13 protein-coding genes are annotated in these 12,283 nt (G+C 73.2%); 8 read left to right on the top strand and 5 right to left on the bottom strand.

Annotated features, from left to right (window positions below):
- Positions 1-35: 35 nt before the first annotated feature.
- Complete coding sequence (locus ABZO29_RS40765) at positions 36-1,190, top strand: M20 family metallopeptidase (RefSeq protein ID WP_367325233.1); 1,155 nt, start codon at positions 36-38, stop codon at positions 1,188-1,190.
- 3 nt (positions 1,191-1,193) lie between these two features.
- On the opposite strand, the gene ABZO29_RS40760 is transcribed toward ABZO29_RS40765, so the two are convergent.
- Positions 1,194-1,562, bottom strand: a complete 369-nt coding sequence (locus tag ABZO29_RS40760; protein ID WP_367325232.1) for a hypothetical protein — start codon at positions 1,560-1,562, stop codon at positions 1,194-1,196.
- 113 nt (positions 1,563-1,675) lie between these two features.
- Positions 1,676-2,554, bottom strand: coding sequence for a hypothetical protein (locus ABZO29_RS40755; RefSeq protein WP_367325231.1), 879 nt, complete (start codon positions 2,552-2,554; stop codon positions 1,676-1,678).
- A gap of 239 nt (positions 2,555-2,793) precedes the next feature.
- Between ABZO29_RS40755 and ABZO29_RS40750 the strand changes: the two genes are divergently transcribed.
- Both ABZO29_RS40750 and ABZO29_RS40745 read left to right on the top strand, forming a co-directional pair.
- On the top strand, positions 2,794-4,872 hold the full coding sequence (locus ABZO29_RS40750; protein WP_367325230.1) for a SpoIIE family protein phosphatase: 2,079 nt from the start codon (positions 2,794-2,796) through the stop codon (positions 4,870-4,872).
- 121 nt (positions 4,873-4,993) lie between these two features.
- Entirely contained in the window at positions 4,994-5,725 is a 732-nt protein-coding gene (locus ABZO29_RS40745; RefSeq protein ID WP_367325229.1) for a hypothetical protein, read from the top strand.
- A gap of 7 nt (positions 5,726-5,732) precedes the next feature.
- Here ABZO29_RS40745 and ABZO29_RS40740 read toward each other — a convergent pair whose 3' ends face one another.
- From ABZO29_RS40740 to ABZO29_RS40730, 3 genes are all read right to left on the bottom strand, one after another.
- A complete protein-coding gene (locus ABZO29_RS40740; protein ID WP_367325228.1) occupies positions 5,733-6,539 on the bottom strand; it encodes a putative protein N(5)-glutamine methyltransferase in 807 nt (268 codons plus the stop codon).
- A gap of 162 nt (positions 6,540-6,701) precedes the next feature.
- The gene (locus ABZO29_RS40735; RefSeq protein ID WP_367325227.1) at positions 6,702-7,454 is read right to left on the bottom strand and encodes a GNAT family N-acetyltransferase; all 753 of its coding nucleotides are present in this window, start codon (positions 7,452-7,454) and stop codon (positions 6,702-6,704) included.
- Positions 7,451-8,377: an NADP-dependent oxidoreductase gene (locus tag ABZO29_RS40730; RefSeq protein WP_367325226.1), complete on the bottom strand. Its 927-nt coding sequence runs from the start codon at positions 8,375-8,377 to the stop codon at positions 7,451-7,453. The genes ABZO29_RS40735 and ABZO29_RS40730 overlap by 4 nt, the downstream gene beginning before the upstream one ends.
- Before the next feature lie 215 nt (positions 8,378-8,592).
- Here ABZO29_RS40730 and ABZO29_RS40725 point away from each other — a divergent pair, with 215 nt between their 5' ends.
- The 5 genes from ABZO29_RS40725 to ABZO29_RS40705 all read left to right on the top strand — a co-directional run bounded on the left by ABZO29_RS40725 (position 8,593) and on the right by ABZO29_RS40705 (position 12,250).
- On the top strand, positions 8,593-9,198 hold the full coding sequence (locus ABZO29_RS40725) for a sulfite oxidase-like oxidoreductase (protein ID WP_367325225.1): 606 nt from the start codon (positions 8,593-8,595) through the stop codon (positions 9,196-9,198).
- On the top strand, positions 9,191-9,946 hold the full coding sequence (locus ABZO29_RS40720) for a ferredoxin reductase (protein ID WP_367325224.1): 756 nt from the start codon (positions 9,191-9,193) through the stop codon (positions 9,944-9,946). Before ABZO29_RS40725 ends, ABZO29_RS40720 begins: the two co-directional genes overlap by 8 nt.
- A 143-nt stretch (positions 9,947-10,089) precedes the next feature.
- The gene (locus ABZO29_RS40715) at positions 10,090-10,671 is read left to right on the top strand and encodes a DUF3592 domain-containing protein (RefSeq protein WP_367325223.1); all 582 of its coding nucleotides are present in this window, start codon (positions 10,090-10,092) and stop codon (positions 10,669-10,671) included.
- A 195-nt stretch (positions 10,672-10,866) separates the two neighbouring features.
- On the top strand, positions 10,867-11,835 hold the full coding sequence (locus ABZO29_RS40710) for an acetylxylan esterase (protein WP_367325222.1): 969 nt from the start codon (positions 10,867-10,869) through the stop codon (positions 11,833-11,835).
- Positions 11,836-11,845: 10 nt separating this feature from the next.
- Positions 11,846-12,250 carry a nuclear transport factor 2 family protein gene (locus tag ABZO29_RS40705; RefSeq protein ID WP_367325221.1) on the top strand — a complete coding sequence of 135 codons (405 nt, stop codon included), beginning with the start codon at positions 11,846-11,848 and terminating at the stop codon, positions 12,248-12,250.
- Positions 12,251-12,283 lie beyond the last annotated feature (33 nt).

The following is a 12,283-nucleotide window of genomic DNA, read 5'->3' as shown; positions in this document are numbered from 1 at the left end:
GGGTGACACGGGACACGGTCGGGCACAGTGGCACCATGACCGCGGAAGTCATCGAGCTCGCCCAGGAACTGGTCCGCCGCCCGAGCCGCGGCGGCATCGACGACTACGGGCCCGTGCTGGCCGTTCTGGAGAACTGGCTCGCCGCACGGGGCCTGCCGCATCGCCGCCTGCAGGATGCCGAGGGAGCCGTCGTCGGGCTCCTGGTGGAGATCGCGGGCGGGCGGCCCGGCCCCTGGTGGGCGCTGGACGCCTGCGTGGACACCGCTCCCTACGGCGACGAGACCGCCTGGTCGTTTCCGCCCGACTGCGGCGACGTCGCCGACGGCAGGCTGCGGGGCCGGGGCGCGGCCGACTCCAAACTCGCCGCAGCGCTGTTCTGCCACATCGCGGCCGAGCTCCACGGCCGGGCGGACGCCCTGCGCGGCGGGCTCGCGGTGCTGCTGGACGTCGACGAGCACACCGGGGGTTTCGGGGGCGCCCGCGCCTACCTCGCCGACCCGGCCGCCGCACGCCCGGCCGGGGTGATGATCGGCTACCCGGGGCTGGACGAAGTCGTGGTCGGCGGCCGCGGGCTCTGGCGGGCCACCCTGACCGTGCACGGAGCATCGGGGCACTCCGGGTCGAGCCGCCCCGCTGTCGGGGCCGTCTCGCGGGCGGCCCACCTCGTACGCCTCCTGGACTCGGCCGGGCTGCCCGGCGCCGACGAGCGCTTCCCGCTGCCGCCGAAGCTCACGGTGACCGCCTGCCACGGCGGCCAGGGCTTCTCGGTGGTACCGGACCTGTGTGAGCTCGGCGTGGACGTCCGCACCACACCGGGTTTCGACGCCCGCGCCGCCGATGCCCTGGTGCGCGGCGCCGTCGCCGAACTGGACGGCTCACTGCCGGGCCCGCGGGCGACCGGTGTCACGCCGGTGGCCTCCTGGCCGCCGTACCGGCTGAGCGAGGACGAGCAGCCCGCCGCCGCGCTCCTGGGCGCCGCCGCACGGGAGGGCGTGAAGGTTCGGGCGAAGACCGCCGGGCCCTCGAACATCGGCAACCTGCTCGCGGCCCAGGGCATCCCGGCGACGGCCGGCTTCGGGCTGCCGTACGAGGGTCTGCACGGCGTCGACGAGAGCGTGGACCTCGCCCGCCTTCCGGAGGTCCACGCGGTCTACCGTCGGGCCGTGATCAGCCTGCTCGACGCGGGGTAGCGCTCACTTGCTCTCGAGCCGGACGTGCAGCTCCCTCTCCTGGTCGCCCGAGACCGTGCTGAGGTCGCGCACGGTGAACACGGAGTCGAGGGTCTTGCGGAACCGGTCGATCGCCCAGTAACCGCCGTGGACGTCGGCCGTGGCAGAGGCCGCGAGGTGGGCCGGGCGGGCTCCCTCGTGCTCGTCGGTGACTTCGAACGTGCCGAGCCACACCATCGGACGCGTCTCGTGCAGCTGCTCGGGCACGTCTTCGGCACACCGGTCGGACGAGAAGCACGCGCACAGGGTGTCGAACACGATCCGGGCGTCTTCCTTGCTGCAATCGCTGATCTCCACGGAGACGGATTCCGGGTGCGGTCGTTCTCTGGCCATCGTGATCGCTCCTCTCGTGACCGCGCTGCGGTACCCCGGGTTCCCGCGACACCGCACCCCATCCCCAAGAAAAGCACCGGCGGCCCGGATGGGCCACCGGCGCGGCCACCCGCTCAGCTCCGGGTGAAGCGGTAGGTCTTGCTGTCCGTCAGCACACAGAAGCCCGGAGACACGACGATCACGCGCAGAGTGCCCGTCCGGCGGTCGTAGTCGATGCCCTCCGCCTCGAAGGTGCCCGAGCAGGAGCTGCGCAGCGGCAACTGGCGCAGGGCGGTGACATGGCCCGACACGTTCGACGTGCCGCTCGGCGCGGCGGCCAGGTCGATCTGCAGCAGCGGCTTGGTGATGCCGAACAGCGTGCCCGCCGGGTCGTCCGAGGAGCACAGCAACCGGGTCGCACTGAGGAAGTCGCAGCCCTGCACATCCCGTACGGCGTGGTCGAGGTTGACGGTGGACACCTGCGGGAGGTTCGCCGACGGCGAGGTGCTCGCGTTCACGCCGGGGGTCGGGAAGACCAGCAGTCGGCTCATGGTGCCGTACTCGCCGGCCAGCATCCACTGGCCGTCGGGGGAGATCGCGACCCAGGAGTTGTTCAGGGCCTCCCCGCTGCCGAGGGTGTGGACGTACTCGGACCAGGCGCCGCCGGGCGCCTGCACCCGGAACATCTTGCTGCCGCCCGAGTCCCGCTGGTACGGCTCGATGTAGTAGCCGTCGTAGGAGGCGTCGGGATCGCCCACGTGGTTCCAGCCACGACTGCTCACGCCGAGGGGTATGGTGCCGATTCCGGTGTAGCGGTTGGGACTTCCGGCGGGGACCTCGACCGAGGTCAGTCCCTGGCTCTCCGTCAGCGGATCTGCGCGGTCGGAGCCGATCTCCGTCCAGGTGTCGGCCGCGGCGGCGGGCGGGGCGGCGGACAGGACTGCTGAGGCGGACAGGGTGACGAGCCCGGTCAGGACCGCGTGCCAACGTCTCCGGGCGGTGCGCGGGGGCATGGGAACGACTCCTCGGTCGGGGGGTGGGACGCGCTGGGCGGGGACAGTCTGGCGGGACCCGGTGGTCATGTACAGACCAAGAAACGGAACGCCGGAAGTCGACCGGGCGTCCTGCCCCGTGTCGAGGGATGGTGGAGGAGGCCGCGGGACGCGCCGGAGAAAGGGTTGAGCGCGGTAGAACAAGGGGAGTCGGCACGGGGGAAAGGCGTGCCGCGTGGACGGCAGAGGCGGTGCGTGTCATGAGTGCAGCCAGATCGACGGTGGCCGAGGGCGGTGAGCCCCTGCGCGGGGCCGTGCGGCCCACCGGGCTGCTCGACGTGCTGGGCGTGGCCTCCGTGGTCCTGGACGCCCAGGGGCACATCGTGCTCTGGAGCCCCCAGGCCGAGGAACTGTTCGGCTACTCGGCACAGGAGGCGCTCGGGGAGTACGCCGCCCGGATCATGGTGCACGAGCAGCACCTCGACCTGGTCGTCAAGCTGTTCTCCGACGTGATGGACACCGGTCAGGGCTGGGCCGGGGCGTTCCCGATCCGGCGCAAGGACGGCAGCACACGGCTGGTGGAGTTCCGCAACATGCGCCTCCTGGACGATCAGGGGGAGGTCTACGCGCTGGGGCTGTGCGCGGACCAGTCGACGGTGCGCCGGGTGGAGCGGGACGTGGCGCTGTCGACGCGGATGATCGCGCAGGCGCCGATCGGGCTGGCCGTCCTGGACACCGATCTGCGGTACGTCTCGGTCAACGCGGCGCTGGAGCAGCTCAACGGCATCCCCGCCGAGGAACACGTCGGCCGGACGGTCCGGGACCTGCTGCCGGACATCGACGCCGACGCCATCGAGGCGGCCATGCGCGAGGTGCTGCGCAGCGGCACACCGGTCGTCAACCAGCGCCTCGTGGGCCGGACCCCGGCCGATCCGGAACGGGAGCACGCCTGGTCCATCTCGCTCTACCGGCTGGAGGACACGACCGGGACGGTCCTCGGTCTGGCCGGCATGGCCGTGGACATCACGGAGCAGCATCTGGCCGCCACCGAGGCCGAGGCGGCCCGGCGGCGGCTCGCCCTCATCGCCGACGCCTCAGCCCGGATCGGCACCACGCTGGAGCTGGACCGCACCGCTCACGAACTGGCCGGCGTCGCCGTACCGGAGCTCGCCGACGTCGCCGCCGTGGACCTGCTCGAGGGGGTGGTGGAGGGCCGGCCCAACAGTCTCGGTCCGGCCGAACCGGCGGTGCTGCGCGCCCTGGCCGTGGAGGCGGCCGACGCCCCCGACGCCCTGCGGGCCGCCGACCCGGTCGGGCAGTCGGCCCATTACGCCTCCGACCGGCTGGTCACGGAGTGCGTCCGCACCGGCCGGCCCGTCATGGTGGCGCACGTGGCGGACGAGGACCTGCCGCGCATCGCCCGCTCCGCGGAGGCGGCCGAACTCCTGCAGCACGCGGGCGTGCACTCGTATCTGGCCGTTCCGCTCATCGCACGCGGCGAGGTGCTCGGTGCCCTCGACCTCAAACGCACCCGCAACCCCCAGCCGTTCGGCCGGGACGACCTGCTGCTGGCCCGGGAGCTGGCCGCCCGCGCGGCCGTGCAGATAGACAACGCGCGCTGGTACCAGAACGCCCGCAACACCGCCCTCACCCTCCAGCGCAGCCTCCTGCCGAGCCACCCGCCCGTCACCGGCGGCCTCGAGGTCGCCTCCCGCTACCAGCCCGCGGGTGCCACCACCGAGGTCGGCGGCGACTGGTTCGACGTGATCCCGCTGGGGGGCGGCAAGACCGCGCTCGTCGTGGGCGACGTGATGGGCAGCGGCATCAACGCCGCCGCCACGATGGGCCGGTTGCGCACGGCGACGGCCACACTGGCCGCGCTGGACCTCGATCCCGCCGTACTCCTGGAGCATCTCGACAAGATCACGGAGGGACTCGACAGCTCCATCGCCACCTGCGTCTACGCCGTCCACGATCCCCGTGCGCGGCAGTGCCGGATCGCCAACGCCGGGCATCTGCCGCCGGCCCGGGTCCGCGCCGGACGGCCCCCGGAGCTGCTCGATCTGCCGACCGGAGTACCGCTGGGCGTGGGCGGCGTGGCGTTCTCCACCACGACCGTCGACTTCGCGCCCGGCGACCAGCTCGTGTTCTACACCGACGGGCTCGTCGAGACGCGCCGGCACTCCCTCGACGAGCGCCTGGACCGGCTGCTGGAGCTCCTGGGCGACCCGGCACTCCCCCTCGAGGAGGTCTGCGACGTCCTCCTGCGCACCCTCCACCACCCCGACAACCACGACGACGTGGCCCTGCTCATCGCCCGCGCACGGGCGGAGCGGTAGCCGAACCTGTGAAGGGCGCTCTCAGTTCACAGGTATCCATTACCGGCCTTTTATCGACTCCCTCACACAATCACCAGTAGGAGTGCCGGCCGGGCACGGTGGTCGAGGAGAGTGAGCCGCGATGCAGGAGCCGGACCAGGAACACACCGGTGGCGACGCACCGTCGGAGATGGAGGTGCTGTCGGGTCCCGGCGGACCGGAGCGGGAGGGCACGCCGCTGCGCGGGGTGTGGCAGCGGCGGTCCGCCCGCGGACGGGCGGTGATCGCGGCGGCCACGGTCGTCGCCCTGGGCCTGGGCGGCACCGTCGCCTATGCCGCGACCTCGGGGAACTCCGGCGAGAGCGGCGCGGCCGCGGCCGCCGCCTCCTCCGCTTCCGCGTCGCCGGACGGGCCCGGAGAGCGGCACGGCCCCGGCAGGTGGTTCGGGCTCGGCGGTGAGGGCGTACACGGCGAGGCGACCGTCAAGGACCGGGACACCGGCAAGTGGGTCGTACGGATCTGGCAGCGCGGCACCGTCGAGAAGGTGGACGGCGACGAGGTCACGGTCAAGAGCGACGACGGGGCCGAGTGGACCTGGAAGGTCGCTTCGGACACCCCCGTGAACCGCGACGGGGCCTCGGACTCCGGCGCCGACGCCCTGAAGAAGGGCGAGACCGCCTTCCTCGTCGGCTCGCGTGACGGCGACACCAGGACCGCGACCCGCGTCCTCGCGGGCACCTTCGAGGACAAGGGTCCGGGCAAGGACGACGGTAAGGGCGACCGGCACGGCAGGCTCCCCGGCCACGGCCACGGCCGGGGCTGGGGGGAGACCGCTCCCTCCCCCAGCCCCTCGGGCAGCGGGGCGACCACCTGACGTCACATCACGTCAGGCTGCCGATCAGGACGTTGGCGTACAGCTCCTCCGACGTGGCCAGGCTCGTGGTCAGGCCGGCGCGGGCGAAGGCCTCGACGGCCGCGGGCGCCTGACGCTCGCTCGTCTCGACCAGCAGACAGCCGCCGGGGGCGAGCCAGCGGGGCGCCTCAGCGGCGACGCGGCGCAGGACGTCCAGGCCGTCGGCTCCCCCGTCGAGGGCGGTCAGGGGCTCGTGGTCACGGGCCTCGCCCGGCAGGTAGGCGACCTCGGCCGTGGGCACGTACGGCACATTGGCCGCGAGGATGTCCACGCGCCCGCGCAGGTCGCCCGGGAGCGCCTGGAACAGGTCGCCCGCGTGCACACGGCCGCCGTGGGCGGCGAGGTTGCGGCGGGCGCAGCGCACCGCGGCCGGGTCGATGTCCGCGGCGTGCAGTTCGACCCGGCCGAGGCAGTCGGCCAGGGCCGCGCCGACCGCGCCCGAGCCGCAGCACAGGTCCAGGACGACGGATGCGTGCGGGGCCCGGACGAGGGCCTGCGCGACGAGGAACTCCGTGCGGCGGCGCGGCACGAAGACGCCCGTTTCGACGGCGATGCGCAGACCACGGAACTCGGCCCAGCCGAGGACGTGTTCGAGGGGCAGGCCCGCTGCGCGCCGCTCGACCATGACGGCGAGTTCGTCGGGCGTGCGGGCCGTGGCGAGGATCAGCTCCGCCTCGTCCTCGGCGAAGACACAGCCGGCGGCGCGCAGTGCGGTGACGACGCGGTCACGGGACGTGGACCGCGGCGACGGAGCTGACGGAGAGAGTGGGGGCATGAAGCCGAGAGCCTTCCGGAAGTCGAAGGGCGCTCCCTTGGTCGCCTGCCACCGGCGATCCGTGCTGTCGTGAGAGGAGAGCACCCGACCTGACACAGCGGTAATGGGTCTCACCTCCTCAGCTCCTTCAGGGCCGGGAAGGCCCCGGCCGGACGGCTCACACTACCCCAACTCCCGGCGGCCGAGCGGCGCGTCCGCCTGTCGCACCGCCACCGTCCGCGCCTCCCCCAGCCGCTCCGGTGCCCGTGCCGCCAGGAACGCCGTTCTGAGGCGCAGGCCGAAGCCCAGGGACTCGTAGAGGCGAATGGCGTTCGTGTTGCCCGCTCCGGTGTGGAGGAAGGGCGTCTCGCCACGTTCGCGGATGCCGTGGGCGACGGCGAGGATCAGGCGGGTCGCCAGGCCCGCCCCGCGGAAGGCGGGGTCGGTGCAGACCGCGCTGATCTCGGTCCAGCCCGGCGGGTGGAGCCGCTCCCCGGCCATGGCGACGAGGGAGCCGCCTTGGCGTATGCCCAGGTAGGTGCCCAGTTCGATGGTGCGCGGGAGGAACGGTCCCGGCTGGGTGCGGGCGACCAGGTCGAGCATCTCGGGGATGTCGGCGGGGCCCAGGGGGACCGCCTCCGGGTCGGGCTCGGCGGCCAGTCCGTCGTCCACGAACTGCACGCCCTCGATGCTGAAGGTGATCTCCCAGTCGTCCGGCACCTGTCCGCGGAAGCCGGGCAGCGGCACCTCGGCCCCGGGGCCGGCGAGGGCCGCGAGGTCCGCCCAGTCGTCGGCGTCCGGCTCGTCGGGGAGTGCCTGCCAGGGGGACATGTCGACGGGGTAGCGCAGTATCCGGCCGCGCCGCTCGGCGAAGTGGGCGTGCGGGCCGGTGAGGGAGGCGAGGGCCGGGTTGTCCAGGACGTGCGGGCCGCTCATCGGGCGACCTCGATCACGACCTTGCCGCGGGGGTGGCCGTCCTCCACGGTGCGCGGCGCCTCGCCCGCCCGGTCGAGCGGGAAGGTCCGTGTGACCTGCGGGTCCAACCGACCCTTCAGTACGAGGTCCGCCACCGCCTCCAGAACGGCAGCGGTGCGCGCCCGGGCGACGCGTGCGCCGCCCAGCTTCTCCGCCTCCTGGGGCGGAGCCGCGGCGGTGATCAGTTTCGTCCGGTCGGTGAGCAGGTCCGCGGCCTCGGTGAGCACGTCACCGCCGACGAGGTCGTACACGCCGTCGATGCCGTCCGGCGCCGCCGGCCGCACCCGCTCGGCCCAGCCCGCACCGGACGGGACGTGCGCCGCGCCCAACGACTCCACGAAGTCCTTCTTGCCCTCGCTCGCGACGCCGACGACCCGCAGTCCGAGGGCCCGGGCGATCTGCACGACCGCCACGCCGACGCCGCCGCCCGCACCGGTGACCAGCAGGGTCGCCCCGGTGGGCAGGTCGAGCCGGCGGATGCCGTCGTACGCGGTCGCCGCCGCGACGGGCAGGGTCGCGGCGTCGCTGAAGGACAGCGCGGCGGGCTTGTGCGCGGTCACCCCGGCGGGCAGCAGAGCGAGTTCGGTGTAGCCGCCTGCCGCCGTGTTGCCGAAGACCTCGTCCCCGACGGCGAAACCCTCGACCCCGTCGCCGACGTCCTCGACGACTCCGGCGACCTCGTTGCCGAGGACTGCGGGAAGGGCGCGCTCGCCGGTCTCACCGGGGCGGTGGTAGCCCGTGCGCTGCTTCCAGTCGACGGGGTTCACGCCCGCCGCGCGCACCGCGACGAGCAGCTGACCGCGGCCGGGACGCGGCCGTTCGACGTCGGCGAGCGCCTCGGTCTCCGGGCCGCCGTACCGCGTGAAGACGTACGCCTTCGGCATTGCTCCCACTCTCCTCCGCCGCCGCGGACCGCTCGGTCCCGGCCCGACAGCTGCAAGGAAGATCGCCGAGTGGCTATTCCCGGGGCCGAGGAGAGTTCGTACGGCGTACGGCGTACGGCCTAGATGGCCGGGGGGACGCGAGGGGGCCGAGGCACGTCCGACAGGCCCGTACGGTTGAATGCGTACGCAATTGACCCCCGTCACGCAGGACCCGCATGAACGTCACCCGAGGCTTCACCGGACGCCCCCGCGTCCCCGACCCCGGCCTGCCACCCGGCCAGTACGACGCCGGCGACGACTGGCCCGTGCTGTCCGCGGAGGTCACGCCCGACCTGGCGCCCGCCGACTGGACCTTCCGTGTCGACGGGCTGGTGGAGCGCCCGCACACCTGGGACTGGGACGAGGCGCACACGCTGCCGGGGTCCGTGTACGAGGGCGACATCCACTGCGTGACGAGCTGGTCCAAGTTCGGGGTGCGGTTCGGGGGCGTGTCCCTGGACGCCTTCCTGGACGCGGTCCGGCCGCACACGTCCGCCACCCACGCCGTGGCCTACTCGCACACCGGGTACACCACCAACCTCCCGCTCGCCGATCTGACCGGCGGGCGAGCCTGGATCGCTTTCGAGTACGACGGGAAGCCGCTCGCCCCCGAGCACGGTGGCCCGGCGCGACTGGTGGTTCCGCACCTGTACTTCTGGAAGAGCGCCAAATGGATCGCGGGCATGCGGATCCTCGACCACGACGAGCCGGGTTTCTGGGAGCAGAACGGCTATCACGCCCGGGGCAACCCCTGGGAGGAACAGCGGTACTCCGGTGACTGAGACCTTCACTCCCCCCACGCGGTTCGCCGTGCCCGGGCGGATCGCGGTGAGCAGTCGCGCGGCCGCGGTGTGGCAGACGGCGACGCTCACCGAGATCCGGCGCGAGACGCCACGTGCCTCCACCTTCCGGTTCGCGGTGCCCGCCTGGGCGGGGCACCTGCCCGGCCAGCACCTGATGCTGCGGCTGACCGCCGAGGACGGGTACGTGGCCCAGCGCCACTACTCGATCGCCTCCGCGCCGGACGACTCCGGGCACATCGAACTCACGCTGGACCACGTCGAGGGGGGTGAGGTCTCCGGCTGGTTCCACACGGTGGCCCGGCCCGGTGACCGCGTCGAGATGCGCGGCCCGCTCAGTGGCTTCTTCGCCTGGCCCGGCGACCGGCCCGCGCTGCTGGTCGGCGCCGGCTCCGGAGTCGTACCGCTGATGTCGATGGTGCGCCACCACCGGGCGCGCGGACTGTCCGTGCCGCTGCGCCTGCTGGTGTCCGCGCGCGGCCCCGAGGAGCTCATCTACGCGCGGGAGTACGGCCCGGAGACGACGCCCGTGTTCACGCGGAGCGCGCCGGAGGGTGTGCCCGTCGGCCGTATGACGGCCGCCCATGTGGCACCGCTCCTCGCCGGGCCGCCCAACGGAGGGTGGGAGGCCTATGTGTGCGGCTCCGACGCCTTCGCCGAGCACGCCTCGCGGCTGCTGGTCGCGGCAGGGCAGCCCGTGGAGCGGATCCGGATCGAGCGGTTCGGCTGAGGCGAGGGACCCGTCGCCCGTCGTTCCCATACGAACCAATCGCCCGGCACTTCCCGTATGTACGGGTTGTGGGGAACGATGTTCCATGGACGGGGTACGAGACTCATGTGGGCACTCGCACGCGTGACGGCGAGGAGGTCGACATGCGAACCCGCGTGCGCGGCTGGCGCTGGCGGCGCAGTCCGCTACGGCGCCGGTCGGACGTCGTTGCGGCGTGGACGGCGCTGGTCGCCGCCGTCCTGCTGCTGGTCGGCGCGCCGTTGACCGGCGCGTTCGTGGGAGCGTGGGCCCATGGCGACGGGCAGAAGATCGCGGCGCGGCAGCAGGCGGAGCGCCACCGGGTGCGCGGCGAGGTGGTCGGCAAGGTCCCGGACGCGCTTCCCTCGGTGGACGGGCGCCAGCACTCGTACCGCGTGACCGTGCGCTGGACGGAGCCCGGCATCGGGGCTCGGACGACCACGGCGCGCGTTCCGTCCGGCACGCGCAGTGGTGACGTGGTCGACGTGTGGTTCGACACCCGCGGCCGCAGCGTCGCCGCGCCGATGAGCGGTACCGCGGTCTGGCAGCACACCCTGACCATGGGTGTGTGCGCCGCGGGTGGCGCCGCGGCCGTGGTGCTGCTCGGGCACGCCGTCGTGCGCCGGGTGGCCCTGCGGCACCGGCTGGAGGAGTGGGAACGGGAGTGGGCCCGTACCGAGCCGGAGTGGACGCGGCGCAAGGCGTGACCCGATCACCCGTGACGGCCGCCTGACCGACGGGATCTCCCGCCCTCCGTGCACGACGCCCGTGCGGTGTCCTTGACCAGCACATCCACGACCGGCGACAAGGCGTCGTCGTGCACACGCGGCCTGGCGACTCATCGGACCTCCCACGTACGGTGTGATCATCCGCACGCCCTCCTCACCCGAAGGCGGTCCTTCATGGCCCTGTTCGACCTGCCCCTCGACGAGTTGCGTGACTACCGCAGCGCCTCCACCGAGCCCGAGGACTTCGACGCGTTCTGGTCCAAGACCCTGGAGGAGGCCCGCGAGCACGACCTGGACGCCCGCTTCGAACCGGTCGAGACCGGGCTTTCCACGGTGGATGTGTACGACGTGACGTTCGCCGGGTTCGGCGGTCACCCGGTGAAGGGCTGGCTGCGGCTGCCCGCCGGGGCGGACGAACCGCTGCCGCTGGTCGTGGAGTTCATCGGCTACGGCGGCGGGCGCGGCCTGCCGCACGAGAACCTGCTGTGGGCGTCCACGGGCAGGGCGCACTTCATGATGGACACCCGCGGCCAGGGCAGCGCCTGGGGCGGCGGTGGCGGCACCGCCGATCCGGTGGGCGGGGCGCCCGCGTACCCCGGTTTCATGACGCGCGGCATCGACGACCCGGGGAGCTACTACTACCGCCGGGTGTTCACGGACGCCGTGCGGGCGGTGGAGGCGGCCCGCTCGCACCCGCTGACCGACCCGGCGCGGACCGTGGCCCTCGGTGCCAGCCAGGGCGGCGGGATCACCCTCGCCGTGGGCGGCCTGGTCCCCGACCTGGCGGCGATCGCGCCGGACGTGCCGTTCCTGTGCGACTACCCGCGCGCGGCCACACTGACGGACCGTCACCCGTACCGGGAGATCGGGCTCTACCTCAAGACGCACCGCGGCCGCTCCGAGGACGCCCTGCGCACCCTCTCCTACTTCGACGGCGTGCACTTCGCGTCCCGCGGCCGGGCCCCCGCGCTCTTCTCGGCGGCTCTGGAGGACCAGACCTGCCCGCCGTCCACCGTCTTCGCCGCGTTCAACGCCTGGGCGCACGACGACAAGGAGATCGAGGTGTACGACTTCAACGACCACGAGGGCGGCGGCCCCTACCAGGAGGCGGCCAAGCTGGGCTGGCTGCGCTCGTACGCCTGAGAGGCCCCGAGTGGAGACGCACGCCGCCGCCGAGCGGTTCGTCCGGGTCTGGGAACGGGCCTGGGCCGCGCATGACGTGGATGCGCTGCTCGGGCTGTACGCCGAGCAGTGCGTCCACCGCTCCATGCCGTTCCGTGAGCCGCACCGGGGGCGGGAGGCGCTGGCCGAGTACCTGCTCTGGTCGTTCGCGGCGGAGCGGGTGACCGATGTGCGGTTCTCGCCGCCCGTCCTCGGGCAGGACGGCGTCGCGGTGGCCGAGTTCCGGGTCCTCGCCGATGAGGGCGGAGCACCGACTGCCCTCGCCGGCTGTGTCTTCGTGCGCTTCGACGACGCGGGCCTGGCGGTCGAGAGCCGCGACTACTGGCACACGGCCGACGGTCACCGGGAGCCGGCCGGCCGGATGTTCTTCCTGTGACCTTCCCTCCAGTCCGACCAGTCGGTACGTTCA

It is taken from the genome of Streptomyces sp. HUAS ZL42 (genome assembly GCF_040782645.1).
In the GTDB taxonomy this organism is placed as follows: domain Bacteria; phylum Actinomycetota; class Actinomycetes; order Streptomycetales; family Streptomycetaceae; genus Streptomyces.
Note: the sequence above shows the minus strand (reverse complement) of the source record. Positions and strands in the feature narration are given on the sequence as shown.

What these genes read in the sequence shown, in the direction of transcription:
- ABZO29_RS40765 (WP_367325233.1), top strand. Translation starts at nt 36, where the DNA reads ATGACCGCGGAAGTCATCGAGCTCGCCCAGGAACTGGTCCGCCGCCCG.
- ABZO29_RS40760 (WP_367325232.1), bottom strand. Translation starts at nt 1,562, where the DNA reads ATGGCCAGAGAACGACCGCACCCGGAATCCGTCTCCGTGGAGATCAGC.
- ABZO29_RS40755 (WP_367325231.1), bottom strand. Translation starts at nt 2,554, where the DNA reads ATGCCCCCGCGCACCGCCCGGAGACGTTGGCACGCGGTCCTGACCGGG.
- ABZO29_RS40750 (WP_367325230.1), top strand. Translation starts at nt 2,794, where the DNA reads ATGAGTGCAGCCAGATCGACGGTGGCCGAGGGCGGTGAGCCCCTGCGC.
- ABZO29_RS40745 (WP_367325229.1), top strand. Translation starts at nt 4,994, where the DNA reads ATGCAGGAGCCGGACCAGGAACACACCGGTGGCGACGCACCGTCGGAG.
- ABZO29_RS40740 (WP_367325228.1), bottom strand. Translation starts at nt 6,539, where the DNA reads ATGCCCCCACTCTCTCCGTCAGCTCCGTCGCCGCGGTCCACGTCCCGT.
- ABZO29_RS40735 (WP_367325227.1), bottom strand. Translation starts at nt 7,454, where the DNA reads ATGAGCGGCCCGCACGTCCTGGACAACCCGGCCCTCGCCTCCCTCACC.
- ABZO29_RS40730 (WP_367325226.1), bottom strand. Translation starts at nt 8,377, where the DNA reads ATGCCGAAGGCGTACGTCTTCACGCGGTACGGCGGCCCGGAGACCGAG.
- ABZO29_RS40725 (WP_367325225.1), top strand. Translation starts at nt 8,593, where the DNA reads ATGAACGTCACCCGAGGCTTCACCGGACGCCCCCGCGTCCCCGACCCC.
- ABZO29_RS40715 (WP_367325223.1), top strand. Translation starts at nt 10,090, where the DNA reads ATGCGAACCCGCGTGCGCGGCTGGCGCTGGCGGCGCAGTCCGCTACGG.
- ABZO29_RS40710 (WP_367325222.1), top strand. Translation starts at nt 10,867, where the DNA reads ATGGCCCTGTTCGACCTGCCCCTCGACGAGTTGCGTGACTACCGCAGC.